The sequence below is a fragment of the Rhizobium grahamii genome (assembly GCF_009498215.1).
GTDB lineage: Bacteria > Pseudomonadota > Alphaproteobacteria > Rhizobiales > Rhizobiaceae > Rhizobium > Rhizobium grahamii_A.
In genome coordinates, this window is record NZ_CP043499.1 from 1,445,947 (window position 1) to 1,466,444 (window position 20,498).

The 20,498-nt window shown below is 58.4% G+C and carries 19 protein-coding genes; 6 read left to right on the forward strand and 13 right to left on the reverse strand.

Annotated elements, in window-relative coordinates:
* Positions 1-157: 157 nt before the first annotated feature.
* The 3 genes from FZ934_RS25430 to FZ934_RS25440 all read right to left on the reverse strand — a co-directional run bounded on the left by FZ934_RS25430 (position 158) and on the right by FZ934_RS25440 (position 2,606).
* Complete coding sequence (locus tag FZ934_RS25430) at positions 158-739, reverse strand: response regulator transcription factor (protein ID WP_153273573.1); 582 nt, start codon at positions 737-739, stop codon at positions 158-160.
* Positions 740-1,054: 315 nt separating this feature from the next.
* Positions 1,055-1,501: a hypothetical protein gene (locus tag FZ934_RS25435; RefSeq protein WP_246737943.1), complete on the reverse strand. Its 447-nt coding sequence runs from the start codon at positions 1,499-1,501 to the stop codon at positions 1,055-1,057.
* 208 nt (positions 1,502-1,709) lie between these two features.
* Positions 1,710-2,606 (reverse strand): LysR family transcriptional regulator, encoded by an 897-nt coding sequence (locus FZ934_RS25440; protein WP_153273574.1) that lies wholly within the window; start codon positions 2,604-2,606, stop codon positions 1,710-1,712.
* Between the two features lie 96 nt (positions 2,607-2,702).
* On the opposite strand from FZ934_RS25440, the gene FZ934_RS25445 reads away from it, so the two are divergent.
* Complete coding sequence (locus tag FZ934_RS25445; protein WP_153273575.1) at positions 2,703-4,118, forward strand: aldehyde dehydrogenase family protein; 1,416 nt, start codon at positions 2,703-2,705, stop codon at positions 4,116-4,118.
* Between the two features lie 117 nt (positions 4,119-4,235).
* Here the strand turns inward: FZ934_RS25445 and FZ934_RS25450 are convergent, their stop codons facing one another.
* The 3 genes from FZ934_RS25450 to FZ934_RS25460 are packed head-to-tail and all read right to left on the reverse strand — an operon-like array spanning position 4,236 to position 5,639.
* The gene (locus tag FZ934_RS25450) at positions 4,236-4,814 is read right to left on the reverse strand and encodes an HdeD family acid-resistance protein (RefSeq protein ID WP_194273830.1); all 579 of its coding nucleotides are present in this window, start codon (positions 4,812-4,814) and stop codon (positions 4,236-4,238) included.
* 52 nt (positions 4,815-4,866) lie between these two features.
* Complete coding sequence (locus tag FZ934_RS25455; protein ID WP_153273577.1) at positions 4,867-5,409, reverse strand: hypothetical protein; 543 nt, start codon at positions 5,407-5,409, stop codon at positions 4,867-4,869.
* A gap of 44 nt (positions 5,410-5,453) precedes the next feature.
* Positions 5,454-5,639, reverse strand: coding sequence for a hypothetical protein (locus FZ934_RS25460; RefSeq protein ID WP_153273578.1), 186 nt, complete (start codon positions 5,637-5,639; stop codon positions 5,454-5,456).
* Between the two features lie 280 nt (positions 5,640-5,919).
* On the opposite strand from FZ934_RS25460, the gene FZ934_RS25465 reads away from it, so the two are divergent.
* Together FZ934_RS25465 and FZ934_RS25470 are read left to right on the forward strand one after the other, a co-directional pair.
* The gene (locus tag FZ934_RS25465) at positions 5,920-6,120 is read left to right on the forward strand and encodes a hypothetical protein (RefSeq protein WP_153273579.1); all 201 of its coding nucleotides are present in this window, start codon (positions 5,920-5,922) and stop codon (positions 6,118-6,120) included.
* Between the two features lie 173 nt (positions 6,121-6,293).
* Positions 6,294-6,671, forward strand: coding sequence for a response regulator transcription factor (locus FZ934_RS25470; RefSeq protein ID WP_153273580.1), 378 nt, complete (start codon positions 6,294-6,296; stop codon positions 6,669-6,671).
* Positions 6,672-7,007: 336 nt separating this feature from the next.
* Here FZ934_RS25470 and FZ934_RS25475 read toward each other — a convergent pair whose 3' ends face one another.
* On the reverse strand, positions 7,008-7,520 hold the full coding sequence (locus FZ934_RS25475) for a DoxX family protein (RefSeq protein ID WP_246737944.1): 513 nt from the start codon (positions 7,518-7,520) through the stop codon (positions 7,008-7,010).
* Positions 7,521-7,699: 179 nt separating this feature from the next.
* Here FZ934_RS25475 and FZ934_RS25480 point away from each other — a divergent pair, with 179 nt between their 5' ends.
* The gene (locus tag FZ934_RS25480) at positions 7,700-8,662 is read left to right on the forward strand and encodes a ketopantoate reductase family protein (protein ID WP_246737945.1); all 963 of its coding nucleotides are present in this window, start codon (positions 7,700-7,702) and stop codon (positions 8,660-8,662) included.
* 473 nt (positions 8,663-9,135) lie between these two features.
* Here FZ934_RS25480 and alsS read toward each other — a convergent pair whose 3' ends face one another.
* From alsS to FZ934_RS25510, 6 genes are all read right to left on the reverse strand, one after another.
* Positions 9,136-10,806, reverse strand: a complete 1,671-nt coding sequence (gene alsS / locus FZ934_RS25485; RefSeq protein WP_153273582.1) for an acetolactate synthase AlsS — start codon at positions 10,804-10,806, stop codon at positions 9,136-9,138.
* Between the two features lie 18 nt (positions 10,807-10,824).
* Positions 10,825-11,610 (reverse strand): acetolactate decarboxylase, encoded by a 786-nt coding sequence (gene budA / locus FZ934_RS25490; protein WP_194273831.1) that lies wholly within the window; start codon positions 11,608-11,610, stop codon positions 10,825-10,827.
* 148 nt (positions 11,611-11,758) lie between these two features.
* Positions 11,759-12,634 (reverse strand): alpha/beta fold hydrolase, encoded by an 876-nt coding sequence (locus FZ934_RS25495; RefSeq protein ID WP_153273584.1) that lies wholly within the window; start codon positions 12,632-12,634, stop codon positions 11,759-11,761.
* Positions 12,635-12,763: 129 nt separating this feature from the next.
* Positions 12,764-13,582, reverse strand: coding sequence for an alpha/beta fold hydrolase (locus FZ934_RS25500; protein WP_246737946.1), 819 nt, complete (start codon positions 13,580-13,582; stop codon positions 12,764-12,766).
* 96 nt (positions 13,583-13,678) lie between these two features.
* On the reverse strand, positions 13,679-13,978 hold the full coding sequence (locus FZ934_RS28750) for a hypothetical protein (protein ID WP_432443672.1): 300 nt from the start codon (positions 13,976-13,978) through the stop codon (positions 13,679-13,681).
* Between the two features lie 531 nt (positions 13,979-14,509).
* A complete protein-coding gene (locus FZ934_RS25510) occupies positions 14,510-15,646 on the reverse strand; it encodes an oxalate decarboxylase family bicupin (protein WP_153273586.1) in 1,137 nt (378 codons plus the stop codon).
* Between the two features lie 559 nt (positions 15,647-16,205).
* On the opposite strand from FZ934_RS25510, the gene FZ934_RS25515 reads away from it, so the two are divergent.
* Together FZ934_RS25515 and FZ934_RS25520 are read left to right on the forward strand one after the other, a co-directional pair.
* Entirely contained in the window at positions 16,206-17,381 is a 1,176-nt protein-coding gene (locus FZ934_RS25515) for an efflux RND transporter periplasmic adaptor subunit (RefSeq protein ID WP_153273587.1), read from the forward strand.
* A 3-nt stretch (positions 17,382-17,384) separates the two neighbouring features.
* A complete protein-coding gene (locus FZ934_RS25520; protein ID WP_153273588.1) occupies positions 17,385-20,492 on the forward strand; it encodes an efflux RND transporter permease subunit in 3,108 nt (1,035 codons plus the stop codon).
* The last annotated feature ends 6 nt before the right edge of the window (positions 20,493-20,498 follow it).

Genomic DNA, 20,498 nt, shown 5'->3' on the forward strand with positions numbered 1-20,498 from the left:
TTGCTCAGCTTCCCTGCGGTAGCAACGATCGGCGCTATCTGCGCCCTCGATGGGACCCGCTGGTTTGCCGTGTTCCGGGATGAGCGAATAGCGCCTGCGACGCCCACCGTATTTAGCATCGACAGCTAGTCGTTGACCGTCTTCTGAGTGAGAGAAATTATCTCTCCGCCCGCAGGTCGGGCAGCCGCTTCATAATGCGCTGCAATGTTCTTCGATGCATCGATAGGCGATTTGCGGCACGCGCCACGTTCGATCCGCTAGAGAGAAATACTTCACGGATATGTTCGTCGCGGATTGAGTTCGGCGTCGGCAGCGGCGCTGCGCCTGGAGCATGCAACATATCTCGGCGGAGCAGGATCCCGATCAGAAAATCCACGTCCGTCGGTTTCGGGATCACGTCCCCTGCGCCGGCTTGGACGGCACGCAACGCAATTCCAGGCGTGCAGTGGGACGTGAATACGACTGTCCTGCAATTCGGCTGGTGCGCAATCAGGGCATTCAGCACGTCAAACCCGCTTCCCATATCGAACTTGAGTTCGGTGATCGCATACGAGAATGCCGTCTGAGAGACGGCCTCGATAGCGGACTCCACGCTGTTCGCAATGCTTGCCTTCAAACCACTGCTGCTCAAGTGCTGAGAAACTTCTCTTGAAAGAGCGTTGTCAGGCTCAACGACAAGAACGGCGCCGGCCAACGACGGGGTGGATGCGGGCGTTCCGAGACCGCGTCGAGCAAACATAGGCGAGCTCCTTGACCGCCAATCGAAAGACAGGCGGCACGGTTGAAGACATTGGTCGTTGAGTTTCACTCGCGCCGTCGAGGCCGCGTGATGAACCGGATGCTGTTGCGTTCTAGAGTGGCAGTTGACGACTGCTCATCGATGTCATCGGTTTCTAATTGTCTGACATTTGTAGCAATTCGCCGTCGCAATCGCGGAACGCATGCTCCGCGAGCCCGGTAGGCTTTCACCATTGTCTTGGTGATTGCATAAAACCCTGTGGGCTGCATGGAGACCACGTCGAAGCCAAAGGATCTCCATGCGTCGTCTGTTCGCTTACCAGCCGTATCCACCGTAGCCATAAAAGCCGGTGACCGAAGGTCCCCAGACGTTCCAATCCCATGTGGCATCCTGGTAGGTTTGCGCTGCAAGCAGCTGGCGGTTCGCGATCTTCTCCTGAAGCCGCGTGGCACGGTAGCGGTCATAGGCCTGCTGGCTGCCGACATAGAGGCATTGGCAGCCGAGCGGATCGGCATAGACGTAGCTGACCGTATCGCCATGGGTGCGGGTCAGAAACTTGTTCGCAGGAAGTCGTTTCAGCATGGCCTGGCGAGCCGGCGTGTTGGCCGGACGCACGATGAAGCCTGCGGCCGCCAGTCCGTCCTCTTTATGCTGTACTGACTCAGCCTCGGTCTGGCATGACGTCAATCCCAGCATCGCAACGATCAGCATGGCTGCTGAAGCAGAGGTTTTGTGGGCGGTTGGCAGTTTGATGGAAAGCATCGGAGGATCCCTATCTGATGTACGGCATCGCCAGATTGCTTTGGCAGGCATGCGCTTTGAAGCCATACGCTCGGACGGAACAGGTATCCTTCCGTATATGTGAGCGGAAAAATGACGCACTCGCCCCTGTCCGTGGACGCTTGGCACCACGCGGGATCGGGGCACGGAGGACTGGATTTATGCCCGTTGACTTATCTTCGGGTTGAGCTCAGTCCCACCGGATTTCCTTGATGAGATCGACGAAGGCCCGGAGTTTTGCCGGGATATGACGCCGACCTGGATAATACAGGCATAGCCCCGGATAGGGCGACGTCCACTCCGACAGGATCCGCACGAGCCGCCCGGAAGCGAGGTCCTCAGCCACCTGCCATTCGTTGAGATAGGCAATCCCCGCACCCGCTCTCGTCGCGTGCAGCATTATATCGCTCTCGTCGAGAACGAGCCGGCCCGGGACGTTCATCGTGAACGTCTCCCCGCGCCGCTCGAACTCCCAATGATATATTTCCCCGCTCGCCATGCGGCCTCGGATGCACTCGTGATTTTGCAAATCGGCAGGAACGCGCGGCTGGCCATGCGCGGCAAAGTAATCGGGCGACGCGACGATCGCCGGCCGGACGAAGCGACTGATCGGAGCGACGATCATGTCCGGCGGGACGGCTTCCAGGATGCGGATACCCGCATCGAAACCCTGAGCATTGATGTCCACCAATGCACCCTCAGTGACGATCTCCACCGACATCTTCGGGTGACGGCGCAGATATTCCAGCACGAGCGGAGACAGGACCATACGAGCAGCGCCGAGCGATGTGTTGATCCTGAGTATTCCGGTCGGCTCGGCACGATGCTCATCCGCAAGATCAAGCGCATTGCGGATGGCCGCCAATGCCGGCGTGATCTCGGCAACGAACTGCTCCCCTGCCGATGACAACGCGACACTACGCGTCGTGCGATTGAAAAGACGCACTCCGATCCGCGACTCCAGCGCCCCTATCTGCTGGCTAAGAGCCGACGACGATATTCCGAGTTCGCGCGCCGCGGCACGGAATCCGCCATGTGCCGCGACAGTCATGACCGCCTCCAGCTCCGCCAGGGTCCCTCGCATCATTGTCCGTTATTCCTTATCAGCCTGTCCATTTTTGAGCAGCTTATCAGAGCAATCGACGATTGCTAGATGAAGGGCATCACTTCCACGGAGACAAAAATGCACACCATCGAAAAGATCTACATCGACGGCCAGTTCATCATCCCGCACGGGACCGAAACCGCTGATCTCTTCAACCCCTCGACCGAGGAAAAGATCGGCACGGTACGGCTCGGCGACGTGGAGGATGCCCGGGCGGCCATCGCGGCGGCCAAGCGAGCGTTTCCGACCTTTTCCAGAAGCAGCAAAGCCGAACGCATCGCCATTCTGAAGCGGCTGAGCGCGGCGGTCGCTGCGCGTAGCCAGGAGCTCACTGCCGCCATGGCCGAGGAATACGGCGCTCCGCAGTATTTCACTGGCTTCTCGGTTGCGAATGCCTCGGCGACCTTTCTGACCCTCGCGAAGGTGCTCGAGGAGTACGAATTCACGCAGCGCATCGGCCGCGCCGAGGTGACGATGCAGCCCGTTGGGGTCGCCGCGGCAATCACCCCCTGGAACAACAATTACGGCTTCATCTGCACCAAGCTTGCGACGGCGATCGCTGCAGGAACGACGCTCGTCATGAAGCCGAGCGAGATGAGCGCGATCCAGACGCAACTCCTGACCGAATGCCTGCACGAAGCCGATGTGCCGAAGGGCGTCTTCAATATCGTCAACGGCCGCGGCGACGTGGTCGGCGCGGAATTCAGCCGTCATCCCGATATCGCGAAGGTAACCTTCACCGGATCGACGGCAGTCGGCAAGGAGATCCTTCGCGTCGGCGCCGAAACGCTGAAGCGCGTGACGCTTGAACTCGGCGGCAAGGGGCCGAACATCATTCTCGAAGATGCCGATCTCAATACGGTCATCCCCAATGTGCTGATGATGGGGCTGATGAACAGCGGACAGGCTTGCGTGGCCGGCACCCGCGTTCTGGTCCCGGAAAGCAGGATGGCCGAGGTGCTCGAACGGCTTAAGGACGGGATCAAGACTTTCAAGCCTGGCGAATCCACCGAGGCCGAGGTGATGATCGGACCGATGGTCAGCAGCAAGCAATACGAGCGCGTGCAGTCCTACATTCGGCTAGGTCTCGAGGAGGGTGCTGAGCTGCTTGCGGGAGGACCGGGGCGCCCCGAAGGGATCGATCGCGGCTGGTTCTCGCAGCCGACGATCTTCACGAAGGTCAACAACACCATGCGGATCGCTCGCGAGGAGATCTTCGGACCGGTGCTGTGTGTCATTCCTTACCGGGATGAGGAGGAAGCCATCCAGATCGCCAACGATACGAGCTACGGCCTCCAGTCCTACCTCAATGGCAGCGACATGGCTCACATGCGGAAATTGGCGGAGCGCATCGATACGGGTCGCGTTGTCATAAATGCCGCGCCGCACGAGCCGCTCGCTCCCTTCGGCGGCTTCAAGCAATCGGGTATCGGACGCGAGTATGGCGTGTTCGGTCTTGAAGCGTTCCTGGAGCGCAAGGCTGTGCTCGCGTAGGCAACTTGGCAACTGTGGGCCGGCCTCAACTCGAGACCGGCCCATGTCGCGAAGCTATACCAAGGTTTATCGGAAGTCCTTTTTTGCAACGCGCCGGCAACGGCAATGTCGCGAGTGCTACTCTCCTCCGTTGAGCCTTGCGCGGAGCGCCAAGCCGAATGCCACGTAGCTCCACCCCTGGAAGATCAGGTCGACGGTGAGCATCGCTCCAAGCAGCCCCAGACCGACGGCAGGCCAGGTTGCGAGGATGACGACGCCAACCCCAAGCGTCAGGATGCCGCTCGCAACGAGCCAGCCCCAGCCGGTTCGCGAACGATCACGCAGGCCGGCCAAGGACCGCAACACACCGGTCGCCACCAGCAACACGCCAATGACGAACGAGATGCCGACGGCTGAGAGTACCGGATCGGAAATGATGAACGCGCTCGCGACTGCGTAGAGTATGCCGCCGAGTACATAGATGGCCCGGCGCTTCCATCCATGGGAAAGGAAGCCATGGAGCACCTGCATCACCCCACCGGCCAGCATCATTGCGGCAATGTAGATGATCGACGCCAGGGTCGAGAGGAACAGGTTTGCGCTCGCGATCCCGCCCGCGATGAGCAGACCGACGCCAAGGGCGACAAACCACCCCCAGTTCTCTTCGACATGTTTGATGCCTTTGCCAATACCGGCGTTTGCTGTGATGGTAGACATTCCTTGACCTTTCAAGTGTTTTGCTGGTTGCGACTGGCGAGATGCGGCGAGGTCATTCGGCCGCAGCGGCGGCCGCGACCTTCTGTGCGATCCATTGCTCGATCGCGAGCCCATCTTTCTCGGCTTTTGCGATCGATATCGCGGCGACGGCGGGATCTATCGGGACATTGAAGATGATGTCGTCGACACCGTTTGTCGCGAGGACAAGCTTCGTGGCCTGAGATGCGAACTGGCGCACCCGCGCGACCTTGGCCTGATGCGATAAGGCCGCGTCGGAGGAGACCGAAGGACAATAGAGCGCGATCAGGTGATTGATGGTATTGCTTGGAGACAGGCCATGCTCGCGCAGAACAGTGATCGCGGATGCCGTGACGCTCGGCTCGGCGAGCTGCGCGCCGCTGGGGACAACACTGGCTATCGCGGCGGCAAGAGGCGGCGTTTTGAGATCGGCCATCTCCGCACACTCCAGGCTGTCGGCTCTGGCTTCCTGCGGGCTTATCGCAAGGCACACGATACCGGCCATGATGATTGCCCGTCCCGCCGGCAAACGCGTGACATTGCCGGCCGCCCTTCTCTCTTCGTCAAATAGTCTCATTGCTTCGGCACCTTCCTGAAACAGCTTGGGTCGCCAGTCATCCGTCACCGATCGGCCTGCAACCGTGACTGATCAGGCGGCATCCGTTGAGCATCAGTCCTGCCGCGGCCGCCTATCTCCGCTTCCAGTGGATCGCCCGGTGGGATCTGCTCATACTCACCGGGAACAAACAGAGGCGCGAACACGCCGGCCAGCATCACGGCAAGAATGAGCAGCATCACGACACGCATGATCGCATCATCTCGGTTGAGCCTGGCAGATCCTCGTCGGCGTAGCCTGCCGTCGGTATGCATAAACAGGCGATGGCAAGCAGGCAGGTCATGATCATTTTGCGATACATGGTCGGCTCCAAAATGACTGTGGTGCCGAAGCTACCGCAGCAGGCGAAGTCGATGGAATCGAACCATCGTTTGTGTAGGCTATACGTTTGTATGGTAGGTACTAGCCACGTTCTTTCTTCCCCCAAATCATTGAATTATTTAGCTTCGCCTCGCATCGAGAGGTGTTTTCATGAAACAAGCAGCATTCGAATTCGAGCCGCAGAAAAACCGGAGACAACAAGCGCAGGATCGCGAAGCGATCGATGCGCTTCTGACGCGGGATCCGGAGGAATCTCTTTGGGACCGTCTCTATTGGCAATTCCGTGTGTCGCCGCTTGTGGCCGCCGAGATAAGCGACGTCGGCGGACTACCGACATCGAACTCCCTCTAAGACGTACTTGCCGCCCCTGCTCCAGAATGAGCAAAGACCAAGATGAAGTCGCCCCACAAACCGTTGTGCAGACCAAACCTATCGGGGTGCAACAATAGACTCTCGTATGATGTCCGATACCAGGGTTTTCAGCGAAGCTATTGCCACATCAAGGAAGCGCAGGTGGTGAAATCATGCCCCGAAAGTCAGCAGTAGCGATTGTCGACGACGATATCTCGATCAGGGAAGCTTTGACTGATCTGCTTGAGTCATACGGCTACGAAAGCAGATCGTTTGAATCAGCCGATCACTTCCTTTTCGATCGACACCGACAGGATGTCTTGTGTGTGCTCCTCGATGTCAACATGCCCGGCCGCAGCGGCCTGGAACTTCAGAACGTGCTGGTCAGGGAAACCAGTCCGCCTGCAATTATATTCGTGACTTCGCGGCAGGACGCTCGGACACGAATGATCGCAATGAGAGGTGGCGCGGTGGCATTTCTCACTAAGCCGCTTGATATTGCCCAGCTGATGACCGCGCTGGGAACAATAGCCTCTGAAATGGGTGCCTAGCGAAGCTACGACGCCGTGAACCAAGCTAAGCCCTGTCAATACTAGGAGCCGATGATGTTATCGTTCAGCAACGCAGCAATCGACGAGCGCGAAAACAAGATATCGATTGTTATGAGCGTCGACGACAGCGACGAGAGATGTCGGTACACGCTGTCATTGACGCTCACCAAGCAAGAGCACCTCGATCTTTCTGAAATTGACCGAGACAAAGTGATCGACATCACTCCGAATAGATAAGTTACCTGCCCGTCAGGCATCGATAACGCACCCCGGATAGTGCGTGCCGCGCCCCTGGCCCCGGCACATCTTCATACCCGGCAGGACAAACAGCCAAAGTTACCTGGATCGAAAAAGCATCGCTTGCCACCGTGTGTCGCGCAAGTAGATGCCAACCCATGTTGCGGCGCCAAGGACAAGGGACACGAGCTGCGGAGGCGAAAAGATCTCGCCGACGCGAAGATGAATGGCGATCGCTCCGCCGAAGAAGCCGGTGATGAGGACCGCTCCGACAAATGACGTTTTGGGCAACGCGTACACGGCCGCGCAGACCAGCATTATGACCGCCAGTACAGGCGACAGACTTGTGGGGAATTGAACTGCTGCTATCTCGTTCTCGAGCACACGAGGTGCAAGCAAGTTCACGGCGGCGTCGGCAACGAGAACGGCGATAACGAGACCTGAAAGGGCTCTCCCTAGGATCACTCGCATTGATGAACATCCTTTGATTGCTACTAAACAGCTTGAGTTGTCAGGCATCGACATCCGCCCGAATTCGAACTCACCCGGAGCTTTCCCGCTGCTCCGTTGCCAGACGATTTCAGCAAGTCCAGACTCGCGTTTCTTTTGCAACAAACCTCTGGCAGGACATCAGTCGCGCGATCTCTCGGAAGTGCCCGTGTTAAATCTGTAGCCCTTGATACGGAAGCTGTAATAGCTCCAAAGCCTGCCGGCCCAATTCTCCTGACACGGTAATTCTAGGAGAATGCACAATGGGTAATAGAGACGAATTCGCAGGCTCGATCTGTGTCGTGGGGCCGGGCGCAATCGGCATCACGATCGCCGCCCGCCTTAGCCTGGCGGGTCTTGCACCGAACCTCGTCGCTCGTGGCGAGAGCATTGGCTTCATCAAACGGAATGGCATCAGACTGTTTGATCTGGAAGGAGAGCATCACAGTCAGGTCAGCGTGGGCCGCGCTGGCGATTTCGGACCGCAGGACATCGTGTTTCTTTGCCCGAAGTCGCAGGACATGCCGGAGATGGCCAAGGATATTCAGCCACTCATCGCGGACCACACTATGATCGTTCCGCTCATAAACGGGATCCCTTGGTGGTATTTCGACGGCGAGGGGGACCGCTGGGGCGGCTTCGACATCACCTCCGTCGACCCCGATCACGTGATAAAGAAGCTCATTCCATCGCGTCAGGTTATTGGCACCACGACGATGATCGCCGCGGAACGCTTGCGAGTGGGGACGGCCCGCACAATCCATCCGATGCATCTGACGATAGGCGAGCTGGACGACCATCCATCCAAGCGCTTGGAAGATCTCGCTGGGATATTGAGGCGCTCAGGTATCGAGGTCCGCGTGGCCTCACGCATCAGGGATGCCGTCTGGACGAAGGTCGTACGAAATCTGATCTCCAACCCCGTGACCGCTATCACCGGTGCAACGCTGGGCGAAAACTTTGGAGACAAACATCTAGCTTCGATCAGTAGGCAGATGCTCCACGAAGTTCTTCCGGTTATCGCCGCATATGGATCGAAGCTTGAACTGGATCCGGATGAAATCCTCGAATCCGGGCGTCGGCTCGGAGAGATAAAAACCTCCATGCTGCAGGATCTGGAGCGCGGCAACCCTCTGGAGCTGGCCGCAATCTGCGACGCGGTACTCGAACTGGCCGACCGGCGCGGTATCGATCTTCCCATTGTCCGCGCGATCACCGGAATCGCGCATTTTAAAAGCCGAGATCGGCGCCGCGACGTTGCCTAACCGACCCGATCTTGCCGATCGGCTACGCAGCGCCAGATGCGAGCCGGTCGCACCCCCGCGAATTAAGCACCAATGACATTTGAGTTTGTAGCAATGAATGCATTTTTTACGACTGTCTTCAGTACTGTCGAGCTCGGAATCGTCGATGAAGTGCTCACCGAGTGGCGAAACGAGCGCCTATTGGACTTGCACGATCCCGACGTCGAATTGGCGGCTGCGATCCTGATCCACCTGTTCCGTGAAGGACACCGAACCACACCAAGCCTTCGAGACGCAGCATCCCGCCACAAGTGGCTTTCCGAGCATACGTTTCGAGACATCCCCGCATACGTTTCCATGGCGGATATACGGACAAGTTGACCGTCTTCGGTGACCGTCGAACGGCCGAAACCATTCGGGCACATCGACGCCTTGCAACTGGCCTGTAGCGGGCGGAGTTGCACGTCGCATGGTTGCTTCAGGAGGATGCGTCGCTAGAAGGTACTGTCGCGATGGACGGCTTCGAACAGCTTGAAGTTATCGGCGTAGTCGACATTCACGCTGATCAACACCGGGCCAGGCGTTTCGAAGGCCTTCTGCAGCGTCGGCCCGATGTCTTCGGCATGCGATATGTGATGGCCGATGGCGCCAAACGCCTGAGCGTATCTGACAATATCGACGGGCCCGAATTCGGTGCCGGAAACACGGCCGTACTTCAATTTCTCCTGGACGCCGACCATGTTGTAGCTGCCATCGATCCAGACCATGTGCACAAGGTTAGCCTTGAGGCGTACCGCTGTTTCCAGCTCCATTGCCGAGTACAAGAAGCCACCGTCGCCGGAGATCGACAGCACCTTTTCATTCGGCCGAACGATGCTCGCGGCGATCGCCCAGGGCAACGCAACACCGAGGGTTTGCTGTCCGTTGGAGATAAGGACCTGCCTTGCGCGAAAACTGGTGAGGTATCGCGACAGGTAAAGGCTGAACGAGCCCATGTCGGAGCAGACCGTTACATCCGGCGACAGGATTTTCTGAAGCTCCGCGATGATCCTTAGCGGGTGGACGGGGCTGCCGTTATAGGTACCCGCTTCCGCAATCATCCGTGCTCGATCAGCGGCAATCCGCTTGAGAAAGGTGCCTGCACGCTCGGAGATGGCATTCCTGCGAAGCATCGGTGTGAGCCGTGAGAGGCTTTCCTCGATACTCCCGATAATTTCAACGGAGGGATTGTAGTCGTTGTCTATTTTGGCGGCGAGAACATCGATGTGGATGATCGGGCGGTCGGAGCCGCGGTTCCATATCGACGGCCAATACTCGATCGCATCATATCCGACGGTGATCACGACGTCGGCATCATCCAGAAGTTCGTCGGCCGGTTGGTTGGCAATCTGGCCTATACGTCCGCCGAAAGATGCGAATTCCTTTTCGGATAGTGCGCCTGCTGCCTGGAACGTGCCGACAACGGGAAGCGAAACCTCGTCCAGCAGCAAGCGTATCGCGTTGGCCGCGGCGGGCTTGCTTGCCATAAGGCCAAGAAGGACGACTGGATTGCGGGCATGATTGATGATGCGTGCGGCTTCCAGAATCGTTTTCTTGGAACCCGCGCCCAATTCGGGTGTCGCTCGCGGCGATATAGACTTGCACTCCGCGGGAGCGGTCATCACGTCGATCGGCAAGGACACGAAAGCAGCACCAGGCCGGCCGCTCTCGGCGGCGCGGAACGCTGTCGACAACACTTCCGCCGTGGTTGAGGGCGACGCCACTTCGGCGGCAAACTTCGTCACTGGTTTCAGGAGTTCGACCGCATCGAGATTCTGGTGAAGCGACCTCAGGCGATCAGCCACGGCAACAGAACCGCCAAGCGCGACCAGCGGATCTCCCTCTGAATGAGCCGTGGCGAGGCCTGTCGCGAGGTTCGATACACCCGGACCGGACGTGGCGATCGCGATGCCCGCCTTGCCCGTCATTCGCCCTATTCCGCCGGCGATGAAGGCTGCATTCTGCTCATGACGACACACGACGGTCTGAATGCTGGAATCGACGAGCCGATCGAATACCTTGTCGATCTTTGCGCCAGGAACGCCGAAGACATGCGTCACACCCTGTCGCTCAAGTGTCTCAACAACAATATCGGCCCCTGTCGCAGGCTTTTCTAAGGAGGTCATTGGTGTTTCACCTGATTGCTAGCTGTTTTCGGCCGCGGAGATATCTCGGGCAAGGTCGGGAGAATCGAGGTTGGCTTTGAGAAAAGCCCCGCTTCGTGGAAAATCGACGTGCAAGCTGTGTAACGGGCAGAGCTTCGCGATCGCTTCGTCGATCTCAAAATCGAGGACATGCCCTCCGACCGCGCGATCGGCCGAGAGGAAATGCAGGTGGAAGCCGGGCACATTGAGATTGCCCGCATAGATTGGCGTGCGATATCCCGCCAATGTGCCTTCGACATCCGCCAGCATGGATTTCTTTTCCTTTGAAGCGGCGTCCGGAAACTTCGGAAAGGGAGGACGCTGCTCATGGACAGTGCGCGTAACCACCCTCTTGAAACGCCCATCGATCCGGATTGCCGTAAACAGGTTCACCTCGATCGACTGCATGAGCCGATCGAACACCTCCGCCTTGGAAGTCGATTGCAACTGCACCGAGGTGCTGGCCTCGAAAAAGGTGACGGCAGCAAAGGGCGTGTTCCAATCGTCTTGCACAATACGTACCGAACCGTCCGATCTCAGCTGATAGAAAACGCCATCGAGGCCGACCATCTCACCGTCGAGATTGTTGAAGGTGCCGAGGCCGAAATCACCGTGCCGATGTAAATCGCCATAGGTTGCCTCGCCGACATACACACCGTCTGCGAGTGCGGAAATCGTCGACGTCTGATAGAGACTGCCGACTTTTCTCGGACTGACTGCCCTGCTGCTGCCGGCAGGCATTCCAAGGACGCCTCGTCCATTCCTGGCAGACTGTTGATCACTCATCGAATGCTCCACTATCGTAAGTCGCTCAGTCTTCGGCCACACCATTCCGACCGCGCCGAAGGCACGGAGCATCGGCTCGTGAACCACGCTGGCGTCACTTCGAAGGTTGGACCCGCTGTTAGATCCTCAGGATGCTGCGCTACTCGGCCTACGGCACGCCGATTGTTCCGACGAATTCTCTGACGACGGAACAAAACTCCTCGGATTCTTCCATGAACAGGAAGTGTCCCGATGCGGAGAACTCGACCAACGTCGACCTCGGAATATTCTTGGCGAGAAAGCGACTTGCCCGAGGCGGACACACCCAATCATACCGGCCAAAAAGCACCAGCGCGGGCACCACAATTTCCTGCAGTCGAGACCGAACGTCGTAACTTGGGGCAATGTCATGCATGAAGTGCCGCATCATCCCGATGTCAGCGGAACAAAGGTCCAGGAGCTGCGGGACTCGGTCCATATTGGCGGGTGCAGCGTAGTAGGGCGCCACCTCGGTGAAGAACAACCCGATCGTCTCCGACGTGATTTCTCCGGAAAAGATTCGCCCAGCCGCCGCCAGGGCATCCGGCGACGCTCGCGATGCCAGCGGCGGAGCGACAGTCCCGCCGTCGTCATCCAACGAGGCGGCCGTCGGGCTGCTGGCGCATAGAATGAGGCCGCCGGCGAACGAAGGATACTTCAGCGCGAGATGCAGCGCGACGAAGCCGCCGGCCGAATGTCCAAACACGATGGGCGAGGAAATGCCGAGGTGTGCGCACAAGGAAACGACGTCATCAGCCATCTGCTCCAGGGTGCAGGTGCCAAGATCCGGTCTGCCCGATCGGCCCTGCCCCCTCAGATCGACAAAGATGATCTGCGCGACATCCTTGAGCTTGCCGAGATCCGGCCGCAGGTAGGCGTGATCGAAGCCCAGGCCACCGTGCAAGACAACGATGGCGGGCTTGGGGCTGAGCCGATTTCCCTCAATTGAGAAACCGCTGCCTTCGATATCGAAGAATATTTCTGTGCCGTTTAGTTCAGCGTACATCGCACTGCCTTGTTTTCTGAAGACCTAGTCGGATTCTGAGGCGAGCAGATCGATCGAAGGTTTCAACGGGCCGGTATCGCATTACACTTGCAACACCGGACTGAACTGATTTTCGACGACGGGCAGAGGTCACTTCTCGGCGATGTCGGCGAGGAAATCCGTGAGAACGACATTGAAGTCCTCGGGCGCCTGCCAGAATGGCGCATGAGCGCAATTCGGAATTCGCACGCAATGCCCGCGCCAGAGGTTTCCGTAGTCCACGCCGTCTATGTAATCGAGATTGACGATCGTATCCTCGGCGCCATTCACCATCGCTGTCGGTCGGCTTGTCGCTGACAATGTCTGTCGTTGATTGACCCCCTCTCCCTTCGCCGCGGCGGCAAATAGGGTGGCGCGGAACTGAGGGTCCGTTCTTGCGACTGCGCTTCGCATAAAGGGTTCGGCGGATGTGCCGAATATCCCCTCGACAAAGCGGGTGATTTCGTCTTGCGAAAGCACGCTTTGGCTGGCGAGGCCACCCAGGGGCTTTCCTCGAAACCCTTGCCGGATATCGTCGCCAACGGGAGGCGTTCCCACCAGGAGCAACGCAGTCACCAGTTTGGAGCGTGCCAACATCTCGATCGTGATATGTCCGCCAAGCGACCACCCGACAATCACGGCACTTTCAACCTGCTTCCGTTCCACCGTTTCCAGCACGGCATCCGCCAACCCCGGGCGTGTATACGTCCGGGATGGATCAGCCGCATCGCTTGAATCACCGTGTCCGGGAAGATCGATCGAAATGAACCGGTACTTTTCCGCGAGTGGGCTTCGGAACTGCTTTCGGAAAACCCGTCGGCACGTCGAGTTGCCGTGAATGAACAACACCGCCTGGCCGTCGCCTTGAGTTTCCTCGACGGCAATAGATGCATGGGACGTCACGACTACGCTCTGCAGAGGTTCGCGCATTTCATTTCCACTTTCGATGGGATTGGCTGGTTGGCTTGGGAGACCGCGGGGCGATGCCTGTCCGCGGGCCCCGAATGGGCAGTTAAGGGAGCCAGCCTATTGCCAGGCTCCGTTCGGCAATTGCCCATGATACGGAGTGTCGCGGCAGTCACCCCACGGTCCCAACCAGAAGCCCGGAGGGCACGCGCTCGGAGTATAATAGGGATCATAATAGGACGGCGCTGCGTAGACCGGATGCGGCGAACGAGCCAGGTGCGCGGCAGCGACAGCACCCGTTGCAAGGCCAAGCCCGTACCAACCCGCATTGTTCCAGCCGTGCCAATGATCGACAAAAAGCGCGGCGGGTCCGCTCGCACCGTTCAGGCTTCCCTCAAGCACAGTGACATCGAAGGTCAGCGTATCGCCTGCGAGCGCGGCGGACTTCAGAGTTACGACTGCATCACTGATATCGGATCCACCATTCAGCACCGAGATCGTCGCGTTCGGCGGGTCCACAGCGAAACTGTCGGGTCCTTGGTCCCATTGCTTGATGAGGTCTTCCGTCGAAAGGTGGCCGGCTGCCTGGGTGGGCCTGTCTGCGAAGACGATCGAGTTTGGGGACACGCCGGTCAAGATGAGCTTGGTCCCTTCCAGCTTCGCCGCTTTTGAATTGATCACGAGCAGCGATGCCGCGGGCTCCTGTCGAGACGTCTGACCGACGATCTTCTGCGCGGGGATCTTGGTGGAGCGCTCATTCTCCATCGCCAGCGCATCCGAGGCGATAAGCCCAAACGAAATGAGCGCCAAACAAACTGCTGATTTCATTCTCATCGAAATTCTTTCTGCGGGTCTGCTGCGAGCGCGTCAGCTGGGGTGCGTGGACAGGTCTGCCCACGCACTCTGACTTTATAAAAGTCCGCCAACGGTCGCCTTATGGATCACGTGCGATCAACGTACGACGGCTTCGCGGGTTTGGCGCAAGGCTTTCATCACGGTCTCGTTGAGGTTCAGATGGCCCTGAACGAGATCGGGTGGCGTCAATGCCATCCATCGGTTCAGCGACACATCCGTGCAGAGACGGCTATTGAAAACGTTGACTACCTTCACCGGTGTGGTGCCGGTGTTCTCGATGTAGTGGCCTAGGGTGCGCGGCACGAAGCCGACGTCGCCGGCGCGATAGTTGAAGGTTCGCGCCTTCGATGTGGCATCGAAAACCGTCATTCGCGCTTCGCCTTCGATGTAGTACTGCCACTCGTCTGCATCCGGATGCCAATGCATCTCCCGCATGCCGCCCGGCTCGATCTCGATGATGAGCGCAGACAGCGTCGTTACCGGGAAATTGTGGGCATCGATCGTCTTGACGGACCCGCCTGTGTACCGGGCGGCCGGAATTTCGGACGAATGGAAGACATAGGACAATGGCGGCGGACTATTGGGCAAAAGGCCACGCACGGCATCGAGCGGTGCCGGCACTGGGAGCCGGAAGATGTATTTCTCCGATTTCGGAATGTCGGCGAAATTCTCGCTGGCGACGCCGAAATTCTTTGCAAGGACGCTCGGCGGAGTGTGAGCCATGTATTCGGTGATCAGCAGTGTCTCGTTCTCGGAGAAGTTGCCGTCGTCGAACACAAGAAGGAATTCGGTTCCTTCTTCGAGGCCCTGGATCGAGTGCGGCACACCGGCGGGCACGAGCCAGACGTCGCCCGGCTTGAGATCGTCGATCGAGAGGTTTCCTTCCGGATCAACGATGGTAAGGCGAGCGGTACCCTGCAGGATGTAGGCCCACTCGGCTTCTTTGTGCCAATGCAGTTCCCGAACCACGCCAGGGCCGAGGCGCATGTTCACGCCGGCCATGCTCTTGGCAACCGGAAACTCGCGCACGGTCACCTCGCGCGCCCAGCCACCATCCTCAAGACGGTTGTGCGCCATCGCGAACGGGAATCTCAGGTTCGGCAACGAACCGTTGTCTGTTTCCGGCGGGATCAGAATGTCGGGGTTCTGCAGATCGAGCTCGATGTTGCGAGGACCGGGATCATCCGCGCCCCTGGTGCCACGGATCGGTTGAATGGTTTCGTGCTTGTTCATTTGGAATCCTCTGATTTTACGGTCTTTGGCGATGACCTAGGCCGCGAGGGCACGGGTTCTTGGCTCCAGGAGAGCCTCTGTAGCTCCACTGCAGGACAAGTCGCGGTCGGATCTCGATTTCAATAAGTCGTGCATCGCCCAACCCGTCTATGATCCGGGTTGGCATCGTTATGTATCGACGATGAGAAGGTAATTCGGCGGGCTACGAACCGCATCTATACAAAGGTTTAGACGCATTAGATCGATGGATCATGACTACGTTTTCGCAGAATTGACGTTTATCAAGGCACGCTCTTGCAGCGCCTTCGGTCATCCAGGCGGACATGCGCTTTTGTCTCTGCGGTCGGCGTATGTTCTAGTCATCGACACCGATCTCTATCCCGCATGCCGCGGCCCACGTCGAGGCAATTGCACATCCGATAACTCTCGATCTATTGCAAATAGTCTTGGCTGATTGCTCGGATACGCCTTCGTCCGGTGTCGCCTAAACCTAGGTATAGATGCCAGTTCTTTCCGTCGCGAATAACATCTTCGGAGCTGTTATCGACGGAGAATTTTGATGCTGACTGCTCCGAGAATAGTTTTCCGGCACTCCCTGATAAAGGCTGCCACGACCCTCTTGATATGCGGCGCACCAGCGTGCGGTTTTATCGCTGAGCCCTCCATTGCGGCCGACAGCGCTGCGGCGGGCCCAGCCACCGTTCCGGTTCAAGTCGCCAGTCCTGTGATCGACGACGTTCCAATCTATCTGGATGGCTTGGGCGCCGTTCAGGCGTTCAACACTGTCACGGTCAAGTCTCGCGTCGACGGAGAGTTACAAAGCGTCAATTTCATCGAGGGACAGTACGTGAAGAAGGGCGATCTGCTTGCGGTCATCGACCCTCGTCCATACCAGGCCGCAATCGATCAGGCGGTGGCCAAGATTCAACAGGACGAAGCCGATCTGGCGAACGCCAGGTTTCTGCTCGGCAAGGACCAGAAGCTCTCGGAACAGGGCATCACGACGCAAGAGACACTTGAGGCGCAGGAGAGCCAGGTGAACCAGCTGGTCGCGCAGCTCGCCCAGGACAAGGCTGCCAAAGCTGCGGCCGATATTTCGCTTTCCTACACGCAGATAACATCGCCGATCGACGGGCGTACAGGCATTCGTCTGATCGATGCTGGCAATCAGATCCAGACCACGGATGCCGGCGGCATCGTCGTGGTGACCGAGATGCAACCGATCTCGGTCATTTCGACGCTCAGAGAGGACGATCTGCCGTCCGTTCAGCAAGCGCAGAAACAAGGGTCTGTCGAGGTCGAGGCGCTCAGCAGCGACAAGTCGACCAAGCTGGCCACCGGCCACCTTTCCCTGATCGACAATGAGATCGATCAATCCAGCGGCACAATCCGCATCAAGTCGGAATTCCAGAATCCTGATAACGCATTGTGGCCCGGCCAGTTCGTCACGCTCAGGCTCCGGGACCGAACACTGTCAGGCGCGCTGACGGTGCCGTCATCTGCTCTCCAGAGGGGAGAGGACGGCTTCTACGTCTACGTCGTCAACCCAGACTCCACGGTTTCGGTCCGACAGGTCTCTCCCGGGCCGATTGAAGACGGCAAGGCTGCCATCACCACCGGGCTGGCAGCGTCCGACAAGGTCGTAACGCAGGGACAGTACCGGCTGCAGGAAGGAACGAAGGTTTCCTTCACTCCCATCCAATCTTCTACAATCTCCGCAAGCAAGGTGAACTAGCCGATGTCGATCAGCTCTTGGTTCATTCAAAGGCCTATCGCGACCTCGCTGTTGATGGCCGGACTTTTCGCTGTGGGGGTTGCAGCATATCCGTTGCTGCCGGTTGCCCCCCTGCCCCAGGTCGATTTTCCGACGATCCAGGTTTCGACGCAGCTTCCGGGCGCGGATCCCAAGACCATGGCGTCTTCGGTGACACAGCCACTGGAACGACAGTTCGGGCAAATTCCCGGCGTCACCCAGATGACGTCAAGCAGCACGCTTGGAAGCAGCTCGATTACCCTTCAGTTTGACCTGTCTCGCAATATTGACGGCGCCGCTCAGGATGTCCAAACGGCCATCAACGCTGCCGGCGGCCAACTCCCTACAAATCTTCCGTCACCGCCGACCTATCGCAAGGTAAATCCAGCCGACCCACCGGTCATGGTCCTCGCTCTCACCTCGGATACGGCACCCCTGACGCAGGTGGATGACTTCTCCGAAAGCATCCTTTCACAACACATCAGCCAGCTCAGCGGCGTTTCGCAGGTTCTGGTGTTTGGTCAGCAAAAGCCAGCCGTGCGGCTGCAGATCGAGCCACACAAGATTGCCGAGCTTGGGCTGGGGCTGGAAGACGTTCGGACAGCAGCGATCGGTCTTACGGTCGACGCTCCCAAGGGCAGCATACAGGGCAAAGAGCGAACCTACACCGTCTACGACAACGATCAGATCCTTCAGGCCGCTCCCTGGAACGACGCGATCATTGCCTACAGGAACGGCGCACCAGTTCGCATCCGGGACATCGGGCAGGCCGTCGATGCCGCAGAAAACACGCAGCTCGCGGCCTGGTCGAATGGAAAGCCCGCCATCCTGCTCGCGGTATTCAAGCTACCGGGTGCCAACGTTATCGACACGGTCGAGCAAATCAAAGCCGAACTGCCGGGCCTTCAGGCGCTTGCTCCAGCTGATATTCATCTCGACATTCTGAGCGACAGGACGGTTACCATCCGGGCGTCGGTGCTCGATGTCGAGAAGACGCTGATGATCACCGTCGCTCTGGTGGTGGCCGTGATTTTCATCTTCCTTCGAAGCTTCTGGGCAACGGTCATCCCCAGCGTAACGGTACCGCTGGCGCTCATGGCGACCCTTGCGCTGATGTATGTCGCCGGCTTCAGCCTCGACAATCTCTCGCTGATGGGTCTGAGCATTGCGGTCGGCTTTGTGGTCGATGATGCAATCGTCATGATCGAAAACATTCAGCGGCACATGGAAATGGGAAAGACGCCGTTTCAAGCCGCGCTTGATGGAGCCGGTGAGATCGGTTTCACGATCATTTCCATCAGCATTTCGCTCGTCGCGGTCTTCATCCCCTTGTTGCTTATGGGAGGAATCGTGGGTGAACTGTTGAGGGAGCTTGCGATCACCGTCACGATGACCATCGTCGTTTCGGCTCTCATTTCTCTGACGATCACCCCGACGATGAGCTCGCGTTTTTTGAAACCCGAGAACAAGGCAGCGCATGGCCGAGCTTATTTGCTCTTCGAACGCGGTTTCGATCATTTGCTGTCTGGCTATCGGCGATCGCTGGACATAGCACTGCGCCATCATCGCATTACCTTTGCGGTCTTCCTCGCGTCGCTCGGTGCAACGGCATTTGTATTCGTCCAGATTCCCAAGGGCTTCTTCCCGACGCAGGATACCGGCCTGATTACGGGCGTCCTTGAAGCCTCGCAGGACATATCCTTCAAGAAGATGTCGCAGCTTCAGCTTGAAGCCGACCGGATCGTCCGAAGTGATCCGGCGATCGCCACCGTCGGCATGCAGGTTGGCGGCGGCGGTGGGTCGACGCTCAACGTCAGCCGTATGTTCATCACGCTGAAGCCGCTCGATGAGCGAGACGCGTCGGCGACCGGCATCATCGAACGACTGCGTCCGAAGCTGGCGCGGCTGGAGGGCGCGCAGCTCTTTCTGCAGGCGGCCCAGGATATCAACGTTGGAGGACGAAGCGCCCCGACGCAATTCCAGTATACCCTCCAGGACGGCAATCCGGCGGAGTTGAACGAGTGGGCCGACAAGCTCCTGTCCAAGTTCAAGACCCTTCCTGAACTCGCCGACGTTGCGACCGACCAGCAGAACGGCGGGGCCACTGTGACTTTGCAAATCGATCGAGACCAAGCCTCTCGTTTCGGCATTCCGCCTCAGCTGATCGACAGCACGCTTGATGACGCTTTCGGTCAGCGGCAGATCACCCAGTATTTCACGGATCTCAACAGCTACCATGTCGTGCTCGAGGTGGCTCCGGAGTTTCAGCATTCGCCAAGCGCGCTGGATGACCTCTATCTTAAATCACCGCTGACCGGGCAGCAGGTTCCGCTGAACCAGTTGGTAAAGCAAACGACCGAGCCCAATGCCGCGCTTGCCGTAAATCACCAGAGCCAGTTTCCATCGGTGACGCTGTCTTTCAATCTCTCGAAGGGCACCGCTCTCAGCCAGGCTGTTGCGGCGATTTCTCGGGCGGAACACGAGTTGAACAAGCCCCCGACGCTTATCGGCACGTTCCAGGGCAACGCTCAGGCCTATCAATCCTCGCTGGCTACCGAACCTCTCCTCGTGTTCGCCGCCATTGTGGTGATCTACCTGATCCTTGGCGTCCTCTATGAAAGCTACCTGCATCCGCTGACGATTCTGTCCACCCTGCCATCGGCGGGATTGGGTGCGCTTACAATGCTCTGGCTGTTCGGGTTCGACTTCACGGTGATTGCACTCATCGGCGTCATCCTCCTCATCGGCATCGTGAAGAAGAACGGCATCATGATCGTGGATTTCGCGATCGAAGCCGAGCGGCAATCTGGGCTGTCACCCCACGACGCTATTCGTGAAGCATGCCTCTTGCGGTTTCGACCGATTATCATGACAACCGCGGCCGCCATACTTGCGGGGATACCGCTTATGTTGGGACACGGAACCGGATCGGAGCTCCGCCAGCCTCTGGGCTACTCCATCGTCGGCGGTCTGCTGATCAGCCAGTTGATGACGCTCTACACGACGCCAGTCGTCTATCTCTATCTCGAGCAGCTGAGTTCGATGTTTAGACGGCACAGATCAGTGGAGACTCCCACAGAAGCCGCCCAATAGCGAAGG